Origin of the sequence: Leifsonia sp. EB41 (assembly GCF_041262565.1) — a bacterium.
Classification (GTDB): domain Bacteria; phylum Actinomycetota; class Actinomycetes; order Actinomycetales; family Microbacteriaceae; genus Leifsonia.
The window spans coordinates 712,710-731,705 of record NZ_JBGCCJ010000001.1 but is presented as its reverse complement, the minus strand read 5'-3'; the positions used below and the strand labels follow the sequence as shown (position 1 = coordinate 731,705).

Here is an 18,996-nt window from a genome sequence, read left to right as displayed (position 1 = left end):
TATCCCAATCCACCCGACCGAGCGGAAACAGAACAGTGCTGCAGACCACAGATCCCGTCGTGAAAGCTGACGACTCCGTGATCGAGGGCCTGGACTATTGGCGCACGCTCCCGATCAAGCAGCAGCCGCAGTGGCCCGACGCGGAGGCTGCCGCAGCGGCGTCCGCGGAGATCGCGACGCTGCCCCCGCTGGTGTTCGCCGGCGAGGTGGATCAGCTCCGTACCCGGCTCGCCCGTGCGGCCGAGGGCAAGGCGTTCCTGCTGCAGGGCGGCGACTGCGCCGAGACGTTCGCGGGAGCGACGGCCGACCAGATCCGCAACCGCGTCAAGACGGTGCTGCAGATGGCGGTCGTGCTGACCTACGGCGCGTCGGTCCCCGTCATCAAGATGGGCCGGATGGCCGGGCAGTTCGCCAAGCCGCGCTCCAGCGACACCGAGACCCGCGGCGATGTGACGCTGCCGGCCTACCGCGGCGACATCGTCAACGGCTACGACTTCACGCCGGAGTCGCGCGCTGCCGACCCGCGCCGGCTGATCCAGGGCTACCACACGGCCGCCTCCACGCTGAACCTGATCCGGGCGTTCACCCAGGGTGGCTTCGCCGACCTGCGCGAGGTGCACAGCTGGAACAGGGGCTTCGCGGCGAACCCGGCCAACCAGCGCTACGAAGGCCTGGCCCGCGAGATCGACCGCGCCATCAAGTTCATGGAGGCCGCGGGCGCGGACTTCGACGAGCTGACCCGCGTCGAGTTCTACAGCAGCCACGAAGGGCTGCTGATGGACTACGAGCGGCCGATGACCCGCATCGACTCGCGCACCGGCACGCCGTACAACACGTCGGCGCACTTCGTCTGGATCGGCGAGCGCACCCGCGACCTCGACGGCGCGCACGTGGACTTCCTGTCCCGCGTCCGCAACCCGATCGGCGTCAAGCTGGGCCCGGCGACCACGGCGGAAACGATGCTGGAGCTCATCGACAAGCTCGACCCGAACCGCGAGCCCGGCCGGCTGACCTTCATCACCCGGATGGGCGCAGGCAAGATCCGCGACGCCCTGCCGCCGCTGCTGGAGGCTGTGAAGCGCTCCGACGCCAACCCGCTGTGGGTCACCGACCCGATGCACGGCAACGGCCTGACGACGCCGAACGGCTACAAGACGCGCCGCTTCGACGACGTCGTGGACGAGGTCCAGGGCTTCTTCGAGGCGCACCGCGCCGCGGGCACGCACCCGGGCGGCATCCACGTCGAGCTCACCGGCGACGACGTCACGGAATGCCTGGGCGGCTCGGAGCACATCGACGAGGAGACCCTCGCGACTCGCTACGAGTCGCTGTGCGACCCGCGACTGAACCACATGCAGTCGCTGGAGCTCGCCTTCCTCGTCGCCGAGGAGCTCAGCCAAGGCTGACCCCTCGCGAAGTCCCGTCGAGGGGCACGTAAACGCCCCTAAAACCCGGTTTTAGGGGCGTTTACGTGCCCCTCGGCGTCTGTGCCCTCGGCGTTTGGGTAGGGGTCAGAAGCCGGCGAAGTTGACGGTGATGGTCGAGCCCTTGGGGGCTTCGGTTCCGGGGGAGGGTGAGACCTTCGAGACCACGAAGCCGCCGGGCAGGAGGTCGGCCGCCGGGCTGTAGTTGAGCTGGAAGCCCGCCGCCTGGAGGGCCGCCTTCGCCTTGTCCCAGGTCTGGCCGACCACGTCGGGCACCGGCACCGGGGCGGGCCCGCGGGACGTCTCGAGCGCCAGCGTGTCGCCCGGGCGCACCGGCTGGCTCTGCGCCTGGGCCGAGATCACGTCGTTCTTGTCGATCGTGTCGCTGTAGCTCTGCGGCCCGGCGGTGGCGTGCAGGCCGACCTTCTCGAGCGCGGCCGTCGCGGACGACACCGATTTGCCTGTGACGTCCGGGATCGGACCGACCGACACGACGAGGTTCACCGCCGCAGCCTGGAAGTAGCCGCCGCCACCGGAGATGTCGCTGCCGTCGGAGGCACGGGTCGCGGAGATGACGGTATTCGCAGGGACTTTGGCGTCGAACTGCTGCGCGACGTCGCCGACCTTCGCTCCGGTCCCCGTGATCGCGGTCTTCGCCGCGTCGAGGCTCGCGCCGGCGAGGGCGGGGATGGTGACCGGCTTCGGGCCCTGGGAGACGCGGATCGTGATGGTGCTGCCGCGGTTGGCCGACGCGCCGGCCTTCGGATCGGTGCTGGACACCTGCCCGGTGGGGATCGTGATGCTGTACTCCTGCGCCTGAACGGTCTTGAAGCCCAGGTTCGTCAGCGTGGTGGCGGCCGCGGCCGGCGCCTGCGAGACGACGTTCGGCACCGTCACGAACGAGCCGGGTCCGGAGCCGAAGTACCAGCCGGTCCCGCCGGCGACCGCCGCCAGCACCAGCACGAGGGCGAAGAGCCACCAGCCCTTGCCGCGGCGGCGCCGGGCGGCCTGGGTCAGCGTGTCCGTCGCGGTCGGCGTGCTCGACGCGACCTGCTGCCGGATGGCGGGGTTGATGATCTGGGTGTCGCCGTCGGCGATGTCGAAGGCGGGGGACAGCACCATCGTGGGCTGCATCACCACGTCGCCACGGATCGACTTCTCGGCCTCCATGAGCCGGTCGAGCATCTCGCGGGCGTCCGTGGGCCGGCGGTCCGGGTCCTTCTCGGTCGCCCACAGCACCAGCTCGTCCAGCTCCGGCGGGACGGCCGGATTGGCGCTGCTCGGCGCCGGGACGGCGTCGTTCGCGTGCTGGTACGCGATCTGCATCGGCTGCTCGCCGTGGAACGGCTGCGTGCCGGTGAGCATCTCGTACATCATGATGCCGAGCGCGTAGATGTCGCTGCGGGCGTCGGCGACGCCGCGGGTGACGAGCTCGGGGGAGAGGTAGGCGATCGTGCCGAGGAGCGCCTGCCCGGTCGCCGTGTTGGCGCTCGCGGCGCGCGCGAGGCCGAAGTCGCCGATCTTGATCCGGCCGTCGTCGGCCAGCAGCACGTTCTCGGGCTTCAGGTCGCGGTGCACGATGCCGGCCTTGTGCGCGGCGGCGAGGCCGCTGAGCACGGCCTCCATGATGTCGATGGTCTGCTCCGGCGTCAGCTTGCCGTAGTCCTTGAGCAGGTCGCGCAGCGTGATGCCGGGCAGGTACTCCATGACCAGGTACGCCATGTCGGAGTCCTGGCCCTGGTCGAAGACGTTGACCACGTTGGGGTGGGCGAGCCGGGCGGCGGAGCGGGCCTCCTGCACGAAGCGGCTCTTGAAGGTGTTGTCGTCGGCGAGGTGGCCGTGCATGACCTTGATCGCGACGCGTCGTTCCAGCCGCAGATCGGTGGCGAGGTACACCGTCGCCATGCCGCCCCGGGCGATCCGCGAGCGCACCTGATAGCGGCCGTCGACAAGACGGCCGATCATCGGGTCTGTCTGGCTCGTGGTCACGGATCGAGTCTAGGGAACGGGGCGGTCGCGAAACCTGCAAAACACCGGTGTGCGCCGGGGCTGTGACCCGGCTGTGACCTTCGGCGCGTCGCGCCCGTCAGCCGAGTTGCGCCAGCCACGCGCGTGCCGACGTCTCCCACTTGGCGTAGGCGGTCGGGAAGGCCGAGATCTGCACCGCCTGGGCGGCCTGCGCGACGGTCATCGACGACCAGCCGGGGATGTCGAGGAGGCCGCGCGTGTGGCCCTTGTTGGGGTTGTTCGCCCCGCCGTAGAAGGCCAGGGTCGCGCGGGTGGGGTCGAGCACCTGGGCTGCGGTGCCCCAGCCGGTGCTCGGCCGCTGCTGGAACAGGCCGAGGGAGTCGCGGTCGCCGTAGCGCACGTTCTTCAGCCCGGACTCCTGGGCTGCCGCTGCGAGAGCGATGACGATGCCCTGGGCCGGGACGCCCTCCTGGCGCCCGATGCGGATGATCAGCTGCGCGTTCACCCGCATCTCGTCGCTGAGCGCGACCACCTGGCCCGGCTGGATGACCGGCGCCGGCGCCGGAGCCGGCGCGCTGACGACCGCTGCGGGCGCCGGGATCGGGGCGGGCGCCGCGATCGGGGTGTTCACCGCCGCCGTGGTCATCCCCGGGATGGCGAGCTTCTGTCCCGGGTAGATGATGCTCGCGCCGCTCAGGCCGTTGGCGGCGAGGACGGCGGAGGTGCGGAGGCCGAACTTGGCCGCGATGCCGCTGACCGTGTCGCCGCGCGCGACGGTGTACGCCGTCCGGGACGGCGCAGGGGCCGCTGCCGGAGCGGGCGCAGCCGGGGCCGGCGCCGCGGGCTTCGGCGCGCCGCTCAGCGCGCCGCTCAGCGCGAGCACCTGGCCGGGGAAGATCAGGCTCTTCCAGCTCAGCCCGTTGAGCGCGAGCACGGCGGCGGTGGACATGCCGAAGCGGGCGGCGATGCCGGAGACGGTGTCGCCGGTCTGCACGCGGTAGCTGGCGGGCGCGGCCGCGATCTCGACCTGGGCGGGGGAGGTCGTGGCGGCCTCCTGGGCTGCGGCGGCGCGGATCGTGTTCCGGGGACCGGTGGCATCGCTCTTCTCCGGCGCCCGGTCGCGCACCTCGCCGACGGCGGCCTGCGCGGGGGCGAGGAGATTCAGCGTCACCGCGATGGAGCCGGCGATCGCGATCGGCACCGTGCCCAGCATCCGCCGGTTGGTGCTCTCGCTCAGAGACATGGTCGACCCCCTTATGAGTGGCAAAGCCGTTGTCCACGCTGGCACACAGTGAGTAAGGAGTCAACCAGTGTGGCTGCTGTGACAACAGTTAACACAACCGTAACATTCACTCGATCGTGTGATCTGGCCCCGGACATGGCACGCTTGTCTGTGTGAACGAGCAGGTCCAGGCCACAGAGTGGCTCACCATCCCCGACCTCGTGGAGCAGCTCGGACTCGGCGTCAGCCGTGTCCGCCGCCTCATCGAGGACCGTCATCTCGCGGCGAAGCGCATCAACGGCGTCCTCAAGGTCCCCGCGCTGTTCCTCCGAGACGGCGAGCCGCTCGGCGAGCTGCACGGCACGCTCATGGTGCTCGCGGACAACGGCTTCGACGACGACGAGGCGGTGGACTGGCTGCTCGCCGACGAGGAGAGCCTCGGCACCGCCCCCATCGAGGCCCTGCGCGCCGGCCGCAAGGCCGAGGTGCGCCGCGTCGCCCAGGCGCTGGCCTGATCGCGCCGGCCTGATCGCGCTGGCCTGACCGGACCTCCGGTCAGGACGCCCGGCGGGTGACCGTCACCGCGAGTTCGCGCAGCTGGGCGCGCGCCGCCGGGCCGATCGGCGCCTCGTCGAGGGCCTCGATCGCGCTCGCGACGTTGTCCGCGATCATGCGCTCCACCTTCTCGACGGCGCCGGAGTCCCGGATCGTCATCTGGAGGGTCTGGACCTGCTGCGGCGTCAGGTCGGGATCGCCGAGCAGCTCGTCCAGGGTCGCACGCGCGCCGGCGGGGACGGCCTGTCTGGTGAGCGCGATGAGCACGGTGCGCTTGCCCTCGCGCAGGTCGTCGCCGCTGGGCTTGCCGGTGACCTCCGCGTCGCCGAAGACACCGAGGAGGTCGTCGCGGAGCTGGTACGCGATGCCGAGCGGGAGGCCGACGCGGCGGAGCGCGTCGAGCTGGCCGACGGTCGCGCCGGCGAGGCTGGCGCCGATCAGCAGCGGCGACTCGATGGAGTACTTGGCCGACTTGTAGACGATGACGCGCTCGGCCCTGGCGAGCTGGTCGGCGTCCGGGCGCCCTGCCCAGCCGATCTCTTCGAAGATGTCGAGGTACTGGCCGGCGGTGACGTCGAGCCGCATCCGGTTGAACTCGGCCCGTGCCGACCGCCGCGCCGACGCGCTCACGGTCTGTGTCATGCCTTCGTCGAAGAGCTCGTCGCTGAGGATGAGCAGGTAGTCGCCGAGAAGCGTCGCCGCTCCGGTGCCGAACGTCGCCCCCGAGCCCTGCCAGCCCTCCTGGTCGTGCAGCCGCTCGAAGCGGCGGTGCGCAGAGGGGGCGCCACGGCGGGTGTCGGAGTTGTCGATGAGGTCGTCGTGCACGAGTGCGGCGGCGTGGAACAGCTCGAGCGCCGAGGCCACGGAGACGACCGCATCGAGCGGGCCGCCCGCGGTCACCGCCGGGCTTTCACCCGGTTCGTCGGCCGCCGTCCGCACCGCCTGCCAGCCCCAGAAGCAGAACAGCGCCCGGAAACGCTTCCCGCCGCTGAGAAAATCCCTCGAAAAAGCCGCGATCGGGGCGAGTTCGTCGGCTATGGAGACGAGAATGGATGCACGTGCATCGAAGAACCCATCGATTCTTGACTGGATGAGGTCGACGAATCGGATGCTTTCAGACACACGTATAGCCTAGTCAGAGTGGTGCGGCTACAATCGGCCACACAACGCCTAGAACCCGCTAGAAAGAGGGGGATCCGGATGCCGCTTTCAGAACATGAGCAGCGCCTCCTCGAAGAGATGGAACGCAGTCTCTACCAGAATGACGCGGACTTCGTCGCGAAGGTCGGAGGCAAGCGGGCTCGCCCCGCGTACCGGTCGATCGTCCTCGGAATCCTGGTCGCCGTCATCGGCGTGGCGGTCCTCGTGACCGGCGTCTTCGTCCAGCTCCCCATCGTCGGGATCCTCGGATTCGTGGTGATGTTCGGCGGCGTGCTCCTGGCCATCGCGCCGGGCAAGCGCGTGGCGATCGATCCCGACGCGGCGGCCGCCGGCTCGTCCGGCAAGCCGACCCGTGGCCAGCCCGGCTTCATGGACCGCATGAACGACCGCTGGGACAAGCGCCAGGACGGGCAGCAGTAGCCCCTCCACCGCACTCCACTCCGCACCCGCCTTTCGGGCCGATCTTCGGATCGGCCCTTTTTCGTGCGTTCTGCACTCCCCGGGAGTGCATTCACCCTCCATTTCCCTCCACTGCCTTCTACCGCGTGATTCCGCGCCTCAAACACCCCTAAACGGGGCAAAATTCCCGATTGGGCAGATTTTGTGGATGGGAGTGGAGTAAAGTGGAGACACACCGCAACCGTGGCCGGGAGAGTGGGGGGTGGCACCGATGTTCCTCGGCACCTATGCCCCCAAGCTGGACGAGAAGGGGCGCATCATCCTGCCGGCCAAGTTCCGGGATGAGCTCGCGTCCGGTCTCGTCCTGACCCGCGGTCAGGAGCACTGCGTCTACGTCTTCTCGCAGCGCGAGTTCGAATCGCTCCACGAGAAGATCCGGCAGGCGCCGGTGACCAGCAAGCAGGCCCGCGACTACCTGCGCGTCTTCCTCTCGGGGGCGAGCGCGGAGGTCCCGGACAAGCAGAACCGGGTCACCGTCCCGACCTCGTTGCGGACGTACGCGGGTCTCGACAGGGACCTGGTCGTGATCGGCGCGGGCAGCCGCGCCGAGATCTGGGACGCGGAGGCGTGGGAGACGTACCTCGCCGAGCAGGAGGCAGCATTCGCGAACACGGAGGAGGAGGTGATCCCGGGACTGTTCTAGCGCCTGGCGCCGGACTCCCAGCCATACGCCCTGACACCACTTCCCCGGTGGCAGGTCGGAATGGATGGGGATCCGGAACCAGGAGCCGATCCTCCCGGGTGCGGACATGACAGACGACATCCACACCCCCGTCCTCCTCGAACGCTGCATCGAGCTGCTCGGCCCCGCCCTCCAGAAGCCGGGCGCCGTCTTCGTGGACGCCACGCTCGGCATGGGCGGCCACTCGGCCGGCGTGCTGGAGCGCTTCCCCGAGGTCACCCTGGTCGGCCTCGACCGCGACCAGGAGGCGCTTGCCATCGCCGGAGAGCGGCTCGCCCGGTTCGGCGACCGAGTGCACCTCGTCCACACCGTGTACGACGGCATCCGTGACGCCATCGAGGGGCTCGGGTTCGACGAGATCGACGGCGTGCTGTTCGACCTCGGCGTCTCGTCGCTGCAGCTCGACCGCGTCGAGCGCGGCTTCTCGTACTCCAAGGACGCGCCGCTCGACATGCGCATGGACGGCACCAGCGACCTCACGGCCGAGGTCGTGCTCGCCACCTACTCCGAGGCGGACCTGCGCCGCATCTTCCGCGACTACGGCGAGGAGAAGCTCGCCGCCCGCTACGCCCGCCGCATCGTGGAGGAGCGGCAGAACGCGCCGATCGTCCGTTCCGGCCAACTCGTCGACATCCTGCAGAAGGCCACGCCCGTCGCGATTCAGCGGCAGGGGCATCCCGCCAAGCGCGTCTTCCAGGCGCTGCGCATCGAGGTGAACCAGGAACTGGCCGTGCTGGAGCGCGCCATCCCTGCCGCGATCGACGCGCTGGCGGTGGGCGGCCGCATCGTCGTGGAGGCGTACCAGTCGCTGGAGGACCGCATCGTCAAGCGCGAGCTGCAGACGCGGTCGCGCTCCAGCGCACCGGCGGGGCTTCCCGTCGAGCTGCCGGAGCACCGGCCTCAGCTGAAGCTGCTGATCCGGGGCGCGGAGCTGGCGGACGACGAGGAGAAGGCCGCGAACCCGAGGGCCACTCCGGTGCGCCTGCGCGCGGCCGAACGAGTGAGGAGGGACTCGTGAGCAGCAACACCATAGGGACGGGGGTCCGCAGGCGGCCGACGATGAGCTGGCACGTTCCGGCGTCCACGGCGGCGACCGCGCCCAAGCTGGACGCGCCAGCGCCGCTGCTCGACAGGCCGGAGCAGCCGGCACGTGAGCGCCGCTCCCACCTCGAGGTGGTGTCGACCCGCAGCCAGCGCCGTGCGCGTCCGCGCACCGTGTACGCCATCACCGCGGTGTCGTCGCTGCTCGTGATCGTGGTCGCGCAGCTCCTGCTCAGCATCGGGGTCTCCCAGGGCGCCTACCAGCTCAGCTCGCTGCAGACCCAGCAGACGCAGCTCCAGCGCAGCTACCAGGCCGCCTCGGAGGACCTCAACCGGCTGACGTCGCCGCAGAACCTCGCCGCCAACGCCAACGCGCTCGGCATGGTGAGCAACAGCAACCCCGCCTACCTGCGCCTCTCCGACGGCGCGGTCCTCGGCGCGCCCATCGCGGCGACCGGCGCGGCCGGCACCGTGACCGGAGGCCAGGGTAACCTGGTCCCGAACTCGCAGCTCAACGGCGTGCCGCTCGCGGCGGCGCCGGGGCAGACCGTGACCGGCGCTCCCGCGGCCGCCGCGGGGGCCGCGCAAGCTGGGAGTTCCGCAAGCGCGGGTGCGGCATCCACGACTCCGGCGAAGCCGTCCGTACCGTTGCAGGGAGCGTTGCCGACACCGGTGACGCACTGACGACGCGACGGGACGGACGCGGGGCGTGATCAACAGGAAGATGCTGCGGAGGCGCACAGCCCTCACCGTCGTGGCGGTCGCCGCGTTCGTCGCCATCCTCGGCGGCAAGCTGGTCGACATCCAGGTGGTCCGCGCCGACGCCCTGCAGAAGGCGTCGGTCAACGCCAAGGAGGACTCCAACACCCTCTACGGCAACCGCGGCGACATCGTCGACGCGAGCGGCAAGATCCTTGCGACGACGATCTACACGTACACCGCGCAGGCCTCGCCGTCCGACGCGGTCGCGGGCGGCCGCGACAAGATGGTGGAGGCCGCCGCCAAGATCGGCGCGATCACCGGCCAGGGCGGCGATGCCGTCGTGAAGCTGTTCGACGACGCGCTGAAGGCCGACCCGAAGTCCAAGTACGTGCTCATCAAGTCGGGCATGGACGTGACCACCTTCGACAAGCTCGACAAGCTGCCGTACCCGTGGCTCACCTTCGGCAAGACGCAGGCGCGCAGCTACCCGAACGGCGCCGTGGCCGGCAACCTGATCGGCTACGTCTCGCAGGGCGGCAACGGCGGCCTGGAGGACAGCGAGAACGGCTGCCTGGCCGGCAAGAACGGGCTGGAGACCTACCAGCGTGGCGCGGACGGGGTCGCCATCCCGGGCAGCACGGTGGTTCAGCAGAAGGCGAAGGACGGCGGCACGCTCGAGCTCACGGTCGACAGCGACCTGCAGTGGTTCGCCGAGCAGACGCTGGCCCAGCAGGTCACGGCGACCGGATCGAAGTTCGGCTTCGTGACCGTGGCGGAGGCGAAGACCGGCAAGATCAAGGCGATCGCCCAGTGGCCCGCGCTCGACCCCAACAACATCGACGCCACCGACCCGTCGTACTGGCGCCTCCAGTCGCTCACCGACCCGCGCGAGCCCGGCTCCACCTTCAAGGCGCTCACCGCCGCCATGCTCATCGACCAGGGCAAGGCGTCGCCGACCAGCCAGGTGCTGGCACCGTACGAGTGGAAGTCGGGCAACGGCGCCGACCTGCACGACTCGGGATACCACGCGCCGGAGCGGCTGACCCTCACGGGCGTGCTGATGAACTCCTCGAACACGGGCATGTCGCAGCTCGGCCGCGCGCTCGCCGACCAGACCAGGTACGACTACCTCAAGAAGTTCGGGATCGGCGACGACACCGGCCTCCCGTACCCCGGCCAGTCCTCCGGCCTCCTGCACCCGGTGTCGTCCTGGGACGACCAGACCAAGTACGCCACGATGTTCGGCCAGGGCGTCTCGACGACCCAGCTCCAGATGGTGAGCGCCTACCAGGCGCTGGCCAACGGCGGCACCCGCATCCCGCTGACGATGGTCGAGGGCTGCAAGCAGGCGGACGGCACCGTCACCGATGTCCCGAAGCCGACCCCGGTGAAGGTCGTGTCGCCCAGCGCGGCCAGCACGACGCTCGGAATGCTGGAGTCGGTCACCACCCAGGGCGAGCTCTCGAAGCAGCTCAAGATCCCCGGCTACAACGTCGCCGCGAAGACCGGTACGGCCCAGCAGCCGGACGGCAAGGGCGGGTATCTGCCGTCGTACTACGTGTCGGTGATGGGGGTCGCTCCGGTGGACGATCCGCAGTACGTCGTTTCGGTCAACCTCGGGTTCCCGACTACCATTACTTCGTCGGCTGCTGCCGCTCCGCTGTTCCACACGATCATGAGCCAGGTGCTGAAGACCTACCGGGTGAAGCCGTCGACGTCGAGCCCGGCAGACTACCCGCCCTACTACTGAACCCCGACCGAGACGCCGTCGCCCCGACCGTCTCGCGATCCACGAACCCCCGACTGAAAGTGAGCCCCGTGACAGGACCGGCGCCCTCCTCCCTGCGCCCCGAGCATCCCGTCGCCCGCCCGCTTGCCCAGTTGGTCGCGGAGTTCGGGCTGGATGTCCGGGGAGACCTCGACGCCGTCGAGGTGACCGGAGCAGCCCTCGCGAGCTCGGCGGTCGAGCCGGGCGACCTGTACGTCGGCGTGCCGGGCAAGAACGCGCACGGCGCGAGCTACGCCGCCGCCGCCGTGGAAGCGGGAGCCGTCGCGGTCCTGACCGACGCAGCGGGCGCGGAGCTCGCCGCCGACGCGGGAGTCCCCGTCATCGTGACGCCCGACCCGCGCGCCGCCCTCGGCGCGGTGGCGAGATGGGTCTATCGCACCGACGAGAACGCGGCCACGCTGTTCGGCGTCACCGGCACCAACGGCAAGACCAGCGTCGTCTACCTGCTCTACGGCATCCTGGGCCAGCTCGGCGTCGTCGCCGGGCTGTCCTCGACTGCCGAGCGCCGCATCGGCGAGCACGCGATCACCAGCAAGCTGACCACCCCGGAGGCCAGCGAGCTGCACGCGCTGCTCGCCCGGATGCGCGAGGAGGGCGTCCGCGCCGTCGCGGTCGAGGTCTCCGCGCAGGCGCTCAGCCGGCACCGCGTCGACGGCATCGAGTTCGACGTCGTCGGCTTCACCAACCTCAGCCACGACCACCTCGACGACTACGCCGCGATGGACGACTACTTCGCGGCCAAGCTGGAGCTCTTCCAGCCGGACCGCGCACGCCGCGGCGTCGTCACGGTCGACTCCGAGTGGGGCCGTTCGCTGGTCGAGCAGTCCCGCATCCCGGTCTCCACGCTCGCGAGCGTGCCGGGCGTCGACGCCGACTGGACGCTGACCGTGATCGAGGAGACCATCGAGGAGACGGTCTTCGAGCTCGCCGGCCCGGACGGGCGCCGCCTGGAGACCAGCGTCCCGCTGCTCGGCGCCTACAACGCCGCCAACGCGGCCCTCGCGATCGTCATGCTGGTGGAGTCCGGCTACGACCTCGACGCCATCGGCGCGGCGCTGGAGCGCGACGGCGGGATCGACGCCTACGTCCCCGGACGCACCGAGCGCCTCTCCGGCGACCGCGGCCCCGTCGTCTTCATCGACTACGGGCACACGCCCGACGCCTTCCTGTCGCTGCTGGGCGCGCTGCGCCGGGTCACCGACGGCCGGATCGTCATGGTCTTCGGCGCCGACGGCGACCGCGACACCACCAAGCGTGCCGACATGGGCGCGATCGCCGCGCGCGGCGCCGACGCGGTGGTCATCACCGACTTCCACCCGCGCTCGGAGGACCCGGCCCTGATCCGCGCCGCGCTGCTCGACGGCGCCCGCGCCGCCGTGCCGGACGCCGAGCTCTACGAAGTCGCCGACCCGCGCGCCGCCTTCCGCACGGCGCTCTCGCTCGCCGGCGACGGCGACGTGGTGCTCTACGCGGGCCCCGGGCACGAGGACTACCAGGAGGTCGCCGGAAAGCGCCTCCCGTACTCGGCCCGCGACGACGCCAGGCTCGCGCTGCGAGAGGCCGGGTGGCTCTGATGATCGCCCTCACCCTCGCCGAGGTCGCCGCCGCGACCCGCGGCGAGCTCCTGCTCGACGACACCGGAGCGACTCCGGAGACCGTCGTGACGGGGCTCTCCACCACCGACTCCCGGGAGATCGTGCCCGGCACGATCTTCTTCGCCAAGCCCGGCGAGACGACGGACGGCCACCTCTTCGCCCCACAGGCCGTCGAGGCCGGCGCGGCCCTCCTGGTCGTCGACCACGCCCTCGACCTGCCGGTTCCGCAGCTCCTGGTGCCCGACACCGTCGTGGCTCTCGGCGACCTCGCCACCGAGGTGATCGCCCGCGTCCGCGCGCTCGGAACGCTGAGGATCGTCGGCGTCACCGGCTCCAACGGCAAGACGACCACCAAGAACCTGCTGCGCGCCATCCTGGAGCAGCTCGGGCCGACCATCGCCCCGCGGGCGTCGTTCAACAACGAGGTCGGCGCGCCGGTCACGATGCTGGAGGTCACCGAGGAGACGCAGTACCTCGTCGCCGAGATGGGCGCGAGCGGCATCGGCGAGATCACCCGGCTGGTGCGGATGGCCCGGCCGGACATCGGCATCGTCCTCAAGGTGGGCCTCGCGCACGCCGGCGAGTTCGGCGGCATCGAGAAGACCCTCGCGGCCAAGACCGAGATGGTCAGCGACCTCCTGGAGTCCGACGTCGCCGTCCTCAACCTGGACGACCCGCGCGTCGCCTCGATGGCGGACAAGACCCTCGCCCGCGTCCTGTGGTTCGGCCTGGACGACCGCGCGTCGGTGCGGGCCACCGACGTGCGCTCGACCGCGCGCGGCACGTCGTTCGTGCTGCACCTCCCGCCGGCCGACGGCGGCGAGGGCGCGGGGGAGTCGCGTCCCGTGCAGTTCCGCGTGCTCGGCGAGCACCACGTCATGAACGCGCTGGCCGCCGCGGCCGCCGCGTACACCCTCGGTGTGGACATCGACACGATCGTGAGCGCCCTGGAGACCGTCCAGCGCGCCGAGCGCTGGCGGATGGAGGTCATGGGCGGCGCCCGCGGCGTCACCGTCATCAACGACGCGTACAACGCGAGCCCCGACTCGATGTCCGCCGCCATCAAGACGCTGGCCCAGATCGCCGAGCCGGGGGAGCGCACCATCGCCGTCCTCGGCGAGATGAGCGAGCTGGGCGAGTTCTCCGGCGAGGAGCACGACCGGATCGGCCTCCTCGCCGTCCGGTTGGGCATCGACCAGCTCATCATCGTCGGGCCGTCCGCGCGGCGCATGCACATCACTGCCATCAACGAGGGCTCGTGGGACGGGGAGTCCCTGTACTTCGAGACCCAGGACGCGGCGTTCGACCACCTCAGCGGTGCGCTCCGCTCCGGGGACACGGTGCTCGTCAAATCCTCCAACTCGGCGGGGCTGCGCTTCCTCGGCGACCGACTGGGAGAATTCTTCTCGTGAGAGCCCTTCTGACCTCCGGCGCGCTGTCGATGGCGTTCACGCTGTTCCTGACGCCGCTCTTCATCCGGCTCTTCCGGCGGCTCCAGTGGGGCCAGTTCATCCGCGACGACGGGCCGCAGAGCCACCACGCCAAGCGCGGCACGGCCACGATGGGCGGCATCGTCGTCATCCTCGGCACGCTGTTCGGCTACTTCACCGCGCTGCTGCTGACGGGCGACGAGACGAGCGTGTCCGCCCTCCTGGTGCTGTTCCTCATGGTCGGCCTCGGTGTGGTCGGGTTCGTGGACGACTTCCTCAAGACCCGCAGGGAGCGCAGTCTCGGCCTGACCGGCTGGGCGAAGGTTGCCGGGCAGGTCATCGTGGCCACGGTCTGGGCCTTCCTGGCCGTCCGGTTCCCGGACGGGCGCGGCTACACGCCCGCGACGATGAGCGTCTCGTTCATCCGCGATCTGCCGATCGACTTCGGCTCGATCACCAAGTTCGGCGTGATCGGCGTGCTGGTCGGCTACGGCCTCTACCTGATCTGGATCAACTTCCTCGTCGCCGCGACCTCCAACGGCGTGAACGTGACCGACGGCCTCGACGGGCTGGCGTCCGGCGCGAGCATCCTCGCCATCGGCGCGTACATCATCATCGGGTTCTGGCAGTCGATCCAGTCGTGCGCGAGCCCCAACCTCAATCCCGAGAACCTCGCCAAGTGCTACGACGTGCGCGATCCGTTCGACCTGGCGATCGTCGCGACGGCGATCGTGGGCGCCGTGGTCGGGTTCCTCTGGTGGAACACCTCGCCCGCACAGATCTTCCTCGGCGACACCGGTTCGCTCGCCCTCGGCGGCGCGGTCGCGGCGCTCGCGATCCTCAGCCGCACCGAGCTGCTGCTCGTCCTCATCGGCGGCCTGTTCGTGATCGAGGCGGGCTCGGTGATCGTCCAACGGGCGTACTTCAAGATCACCCGCGGCAGGCGCATCTTCCTGATGAGCCCGATCCACCACCACTTCGAGCTGAAAGGCTGGGCGGAGGTGACGGTCGTCGTCCGGTTCTGGATCATCGGCGGCCTCCTCGTCGCGGCCGGCGTCGGGTCGTTCTACCTCGAGTGGCTCGCGACGTGACCGGATCCCGGGAGCGCCTGGAGGCGCTCACCAGCTGGCATCACGACTGGTCGGGGCTGCGGGTCGCGGTGTTCGGCCTCGGCGTCACCGGCTTCTCCGTCGCCGACACGCTCGCCGAGCTGGGCGCGCAGGTGCTGGTGGTCGCCTCCCGCGCCGACGCCGAGCGCGCCATGCTGCTGGAGGTCATCGGCGCCGAGCTGCTGGAGGAGCCGGACCTCAGCGCGCCGCCGGCGCGGCTCGTGGAGTTCGACCCCGAGCTCATCGTCGTCTCGCCCGGCTTCCACTGGGACCACCCGCTGCTGCTCTGGGCCGACCGGGGCGACCTCCCGGTCTGGGGCGACATCGAGCTGGCCTGGCGGCTCCGCGACAAGGTAGCCCCTCCCGGATCGGGCAACAGCCCCGCCGACTGGATCTGCGTCACCGGCACCAACGGCAAGACCACGACCGTCCAGCTCACCGCGACCATGCTGCTCGCCGGCGGCTCCCGCGTCGCGCCGTGCGGCAACATCGGCGTGCCGGTGCTCGATGCCATCCGCGACCCGCAGGGCTTCGACGTGCTCGTCGTGGAGCTGTCGAGCTACCAGCTCCACTGGGTCAACCGGAACCGCGGCGGCGTGCTCTCGCCGTACTCGGCCGCCTGCCTGAACATCGCCGACGACCACCTCGACTGGCACGGCTCGATGGAGGCGTACATCGCCGCCAAGGCCAAGGTCTACGACAACGCCCAGGTCGCCTGCGTCTACAACCGCGCCGACCAGAACACCCTGCGCATGGTCGAGGAGGCCGAGGTGATCGAGGGCGCCCGCGCCATCGGCTTCGGCCTCGACATCCCCGGCCCGAGCGATTTCGGCATCGTGGACGGCATCCTCTGCGACCGCGCCTTCCTTGAGGACCGCCGCAACAGCGCCATCGAGCTGACCACTCTCGACGAGCTCGCGGAGGCCGGCCTCGCCGCCCCGCACGTCGTCGCCAACATCCTCGCCGCCAGCGCCCTCGCCCGCTCCTACGGCGTCGAGCCGCAGGTCATCCGCGACGTGCTCACCGCGTTCCGCCTCGACGCCCACCGCATCGAGCTGGTGCGGGTGGAGGCCGGCGTGAGCTGGGTGGACGACTCCAAGGCCACCAACCCGCACGCCGCCGACGCGTCGTTGCGCGCGTACCCGTCCGTGGTGTGGGTGGTCGGCGGCCTCCTCAAGGGCGTCGACATCGACCAGCTCGTGTCCGCGCACGCCGAACGGCTGCGCGGGGCGGTCCTGATCGGGGTCGACCGAGCCGCCCTGCTGGCCGCATTCGAGCGACACGCCCCCGGGCTGCCGGTGCTCGAGGTGGAGGCCGACGAGACTGAGGGTGTCATGCCGCTGGCGGTCCGGCTGGCCGGCGGTCTCGCCCGCGAGGGGGACACCGTCCTGCTCGCACCGGCGGCGGCGTCGATGGACCAGTTCACCGATTACGCCGAGCGCGGACGTCTCTTCCAGGCGGCCGTCAACGAGTTCTTTGGAGGTGAGGCGGATGACGACGAGCCCGCCTCGCGTCCGCCGGGGGCCTGACCCGCGCGATCAGCCGGAGCAGCCGGGACAGTCCGGGCAGCCCGCGGACTCCCGCGGCTTCTCCACCCGCATCTCGCTCGGCCGGGCGATGAACAGCGAGTCCTCCGACTACTTCCTGCTGCTCGGCATCACGCTCTTCATGGTCGTGTTCGGGCTGGTCATGGTGCTCTCGTCGTCCGCCGTCGAGTCCCACAACGACACCGACAACTTCTTCTCGCGGTTCTGGTCGCAGGGCATGTACGCGCTCATCGGGCTCCCGCTGATGTTCATCGTCTCGCGCATCCCGATGAACTTCTGGAAGCGGTCGATCTGGTTCATCCTCGGCGCGGCGTGTTTCCTGCAGTTCCTGGTGCTGGTGACACCGCTCGGTGTGGAGATCGGCGGCAACCGCAACTGGATCCGCGTCGGAGGGTTCGTCGGCCAGCCGTCGGAGGCGATCAAGATCGCGCTCGTCATCTGGCTGGGCGTCGTCCTGGCCCGCAAGCAGGACCTCCTCGACGACTGGCGGCACGTCGCGCTGCCGGTGCTCCCGATCGCGGGCGGCGCCATCGGCGTCGTCGTGCTCGGCGGCGACCTCGGTACGACGATCGTCATGTCGGCGTTCGTCCTCGGCGGCCTCTACTTCGCCGGCGTACGGCTGCGCTACCTGTTCACGGGACTCGTCGGCGTCGCCATCGTCGCCGTCGTGGTGGCGATGTCGAGCGCCAGCCGGATGGGGCGCATCGCCGCGCTCTTCGGCGGCACGAGCGCCGCGAACCCGGACGTCAACTGGCAGATCGACAACGGCTTCTACGCGCTGGCCTCCGGCGGCGTGTTCGGCGTCGGCCTCGGCAACTCGCACTCGAAGTGGTCGTGGCTGCCCGCCGCCGACACGGACTTCATCTTCGCCATCATCGGCGAGGAGCTCGGCCTGATCGGGGCCGTCGTGGTGCTCCTGCTGTTCGTGATGCTCGCGATCGTGTTCCTGCGGATCATCCACGCCTCGACGGATACCTTCCCGCGCGTCACGACCGCGGCGATCATGGTGTGGCTGATCTTCCAGGCGTTCGTGAACATCGCCGTCGTGCTCGGCGTCATCCCGGTGCTCGGCGTGCCGCTCCCACTGATCTCTGCGGGAGGGACTGCGATGATCAGTTCCATGATCGCAATCGGCATCGTGATGTCCTTCGCCCGCCAGAACGCCCGCGACGCCCGTCGCGCCAGCGCCCTGTGAGCCGCTACCTCCTGGCCGGTGGTGGGACCGCCGGCCACGTCAACCCGCTGCTCGCCGTCGCCGACCGCCTGCGCCGCGACGACCCGTCCGCGGAGGTCGTGGTCCTCGGCACCAAGGAGGGGCTGGAGGCACGGCTCGTCCCGGCCCGCGGCTACGAGCTCGCCACCATCCCGAAGCTGCCGTTCCCGCGCCGCCCGAACGGCGCTGCGCTGCGCTTCCCCGGTGAGTACCGGCGCGCGGTGCGCTCGGTCACCGACCTGATCCGCGAGCGCGGCATCGACGTCGTGGTGGGCTTCGGCGGCTACGCGGCCGCGCCCGCCTACTCGGCCGCCCGGAGCGCGCACGTGCCATACGCGCTGCACGAGGCGAACGCGCGGCCGGGGCTCGCGAACCGGCTCGGCGCGCGATCCACCCCGTGGGTCGGCGTCGCGTTCGAGGGCACGCCGCTGCGGCACGCGCGGTTCGTCGGGATGCCGCTGCGCCGCGAGATCGAGCAGCTCGACAGGGAGGCCGCCCGCCCGGCCGCCCTCGCCGAGTTCGGACTATCCGCCGACCGCCCGACCCTCCTGGTCACCGGAGGCTCGCTCGGCGCGCGTCGGCTCAACGGCACCATCGCCGACCGCGCCGCGCAGCTCACCGCCGCCGGCTGGCAGGTGCTCCACATCCAGGGCGGCCGCGGCGAGCTGACCGATCCCGGCATCGAGCACTACCGGCTGCTCGACTACTGCGACCGCATGGACCTCGCCTTCGCACTGACCGACTTCGCTGTCGCCCGTGCGGGCGCCGCGACCGTCTGCGAGTTCGCGGGCCTCGGTGTCCCGGCCGTCTACGTGCCCTTCCCGATCGGCAACGGCGAGCAGCGCTTCAACGCGGCGGGCGTCGTGGAGGCCGGCGGCGGCATCCTCGTGGACGACGCGGACTTCCTGCCCTCCTGGGTCGACGGGCGGCTGCTCCCGCTGCTCGCCGACCGCGCGGCCGTGGCCGAGATGGCGCGCAAAGCCGCGGTCACGGGCGTGCGCGACGGCTCCGACCGCATGGTCGCCCTGATCCGGAGCGCCCTGACCGGATCCTGAGGTTCGCCGCGTAGCCTGTAACCTGTCAACTCGACTCGTGGACC

The 18,996-nt window shown here is 70.6% G+C and carries 16 protein-coding genes; 13 read left to right on the top strand and 3 right to left on the bottom strand.

Annotated features, from left to right (window positions below; all coding sequences use genetic code 11):
• Positions 1-77: 77 nt before the first annotated feature.
• Complete coding sequence (locus ABH923_RS03530) at positions 78-1,406, top strand: class II 3-deoxy-7-phosphoheptulonate synthase (protein WP_370057280.1); 1,329 nt, start codon at positions 78-80, stop codon at positions 1,404-1,406.
• A gap of 105 nt (positions 1,407-1,511) precedes the next feature.
• Here ABH923_RS03530 and pknB read toward each other — a convergent pair whose 3' ends face one another.
• Positions 1,512-3,413, bottom strand: a complete 1,902-nt coding sequence (gene pknB / locus ABH923_RS03525) for a Stk1 family PASTA domain-containing Ser/Thr kinase (protein ID WP_370054002.1) — start codon at positions 3,411-3,413, stop codon at positions 1,512-1,514.
• A gap of 97 nt (positions 3,414-3,510) precedes the next feature.
• Entirely contained in the window at positions 3,511-4,635 is a 1,125-nt protein-coding gene (locus ABH923_RS03520) for a LysM peptidoglycan-binding domain-containing protein (RefSeq protein ID WP_370054001.1), read from the bottom strand.
• A 152-nt stretch (positions 4,636-4,787) separates the two neighbouring features.
• On the opposite strand from ABH923_RS03520, the gene ABH923_RS03515 reads away from it, so the two are divergent.
• On the top strand, positions 4,788-5,129 hold the full coding sequence (locus tag ABH923_RS03515; RefSeq protein ID WP_370054000.1) for an Rv2175c family DNA-binding protein: 342 nt from the start codon (positions 4,788-4,790) through the stop codon (positions 5,127-5,129).
• Positions 5,130-5,169: 40 nt separating this feature from the next.
• On the opposite strand, the gene ABH923_RS03510 is transcribed toward ABH923_RS03515, so the two are convergent.
• Complete coding sequence (locus tag ABH923_RS03510; protein WP_370053999.1) at positions 5,170-6,291, bottom strand: polyprenyl synthetase family protein; 1,122 nt, start codon at positions 6,289-6,291, stop codon at positions 5,170-5,172.
• 78 nt (positions 6,292-6,369) lie between these two features.
• Here ABH923_RS03510 and ABH923_RS03505 point away from each other — a divergent pair, with 78 nt between their 5' ends.
• The 11 genes from ABH923_RS03505 (at position 6,370) to ABH923_RS03455 (ending at position 18,952) form a co-directional block, all read left to right on the top strand.
• Positions 6,370-6,750 carry a DUF3040 domain-containing protein gene (locus tag ABH923_RS03505; protein ID WP_179605608.1) on the top strand — a complete coding sequence of 127 codons (381 nt, stop codon included), beginning with the start codon at positions 6,370-6,372 and terminating at the stop codon, positions 6,748-6,750.
• Positions 6,751-7,000: 250 nt separating this feature from the next.
• Positions 7,001-7,432 (top strand): division/cell wall cluster transcriptional repressor MraZ, encoded by a 432-nt coding sequence (gene mraZ / locus ABH923_RS03500; RefSeq protein WP_370057278.1) that lies wholly within the window; start codon positions 7,001-7,003, stop codon positions 7,430-7,432.
• A gap of 106 nt (positions 7,433-7,538) precedes the next feature.
• Complete coding sequence (gene rsmH / locus ABH923_RS03495) at positions 7,539-8,489, top strand: 16S rRNA (cytosine(1402)-N(4))-methyltransferase RsmH (protein WP_370053998.1); 951 nt, start codon at positions 7,539-7,541, stop codon at positions 8,487-8,489.
• Positions 8,486-9,196 carry a hypothetical protein gene (locus ABH923_RS03490; RefSeq protein WP_370053997.1) on the top strand — a complete coding sequence of 237 codons (711 nt, stop codon included), beginning with the start codon at positions 8,486-8,488 and terminating at the stop codon, positions 9,194-9,196. The genes rsmH and ABH923_RS03490 overlap by 4 nt, the downstream gene beginning before the upstream one ends.
• Before the next feature lie 25 nt (positions 9,197-9,221).
• Positions 9,222-10,964, top strand: coding sequence for a peptidoglycan D,D-transpeptidase FtsI family protein (locus ABH923_RS03485; RefSeq protein ID WP_370053996.1), 1,743 nt, complete (start codon positions 9,222-9,224; stop codon positions 10,962-10,964).
• Positions 10,965-11,032: 68 nt separating this feature from the next.
• Positions 11,033-12,577 (top strand): Mur ligase family protein, encoded by a 1,545-nt coding sequence (locus ABH923_RS03480; protein ID WP_370053995.1) that lies wholly within the window; start codon positions 11,033-11,035, stop codon positions 12,575-12,577.
• Complete coding sequence (gene murF / locus ABH923_RS03475) at positions 12,577-14,010, top strand: UDP-N-acetylmuramoyl-tripeptide--D-alanyl-D-alanine ligase (RefSeq protein ID WP_370053994.1); 1,434 nt, start codon at positions 12,577-12,579, stop codon at positions 14,008-14,010. Before ABH923_RS03480 ends, murF begins: the two co-directional genes overlap by 1 nt.
• Positions 14,007-15,119: a phospho-N-acetylmuramoyl-pentapeptide-transferase gene (gene mraY / locus ABH923_RS03470; RefSeq protein WP_370053993.1), complete on the top strand. Its 1,113-nt coding sequence runs from the start codon at positions 14,007-14,009 to the stop codon at positions 15,117-15,119. Before murF ends, mraY begins: the two co-directional genes overlap by 4 nt.
• Complete coding sequence (gene murD, locus ABH923_RS03465; RefSeq protein ID WP_370053991.1) at positions 15,116-16,666, top strand: UDP-N-acetylmuramoyl-L-alanine--D-glutamate ligase; 1,551 nt, start codon at positions 15,116-15,118, stop codon at positions 16,664-16,666. The genes mraY and murD overlap by 4 nt, the downstream gene beginning before the upstream one ends.
• On the top strand, positions 16,629-17,879 hold the full coding sequence (ftsW, locus tag ABH923_RS03460) for a putative lipid II flippase FtsW (RefSeq protein ID WP_370053989.1): 1,251 nt from the start codon (positions 16,629-16,631) through the stop codon (positions 17,877-17,879). The genes murD and ftsW overlap by 38 nt, the downstream gene beginning before the upstream one ends.
• The gene (locus tag ABH923_RS03455; RefSeq protein ID WP_370053987.1) at positions 17,876-18,952 is read left to right on the top strand and encodes a glycosyltransferase; all 1,077 of its coding nucleotides are present in this window, start codon (positions 17,876-17,878) and stop codon (positions 18,950-18,952) included. Before ftsW ends, ABH923_RS03455 begins: the two co-directional genes overlap by 4 nt.
• Positions 18,953-18,996 lie beyond the last annotated feature (44 nt).

Bases quoted from the DNA above. Each gene is read 5' to 3' on its own strand.
- ABH923_RS03520 (WP_370054001.1), bottom strand. From the start codon at position 4,635: ATGTCTCTGAGCGAGAGCACCAACCGGCGGATGCTGGGCACGGTGCCG.
- ABH923_RS03505 (WP_179605608.1), top strand. From the start codon at position 6,370: ATGCCGCTTTCAGAACATGAGCAGCGCCTCCTCGAAGAGATGGAACGC.
- mraZ (WP_370057278.1), top strand. From the start codon at position 7,001: ATGTTCCTCGGCACCTATGCCCCCAAGCTGGACGAGAAGGGGCGCATC.
- rsmH (WP_370053998.1), top strand. From the start codon at position 7,539: ATGACAGACGACATCCACACCCCCGTCCTCCTCGAACGCTGCATCGAG.
- murF (WP_370053994.1), top strand. From the start codon at position 12,577: ATGATCGCCCTCACCCTCGCCGAGGTCGCCGCCGCGACCCGCGGCGAG.
- ftsW (WP_370053989.1), top strand. From the start codon at position 16,629: ATGACGACGAGCCCGCCTCGCGTCCGCCGGGGGCCTGACCCGCGCGAT.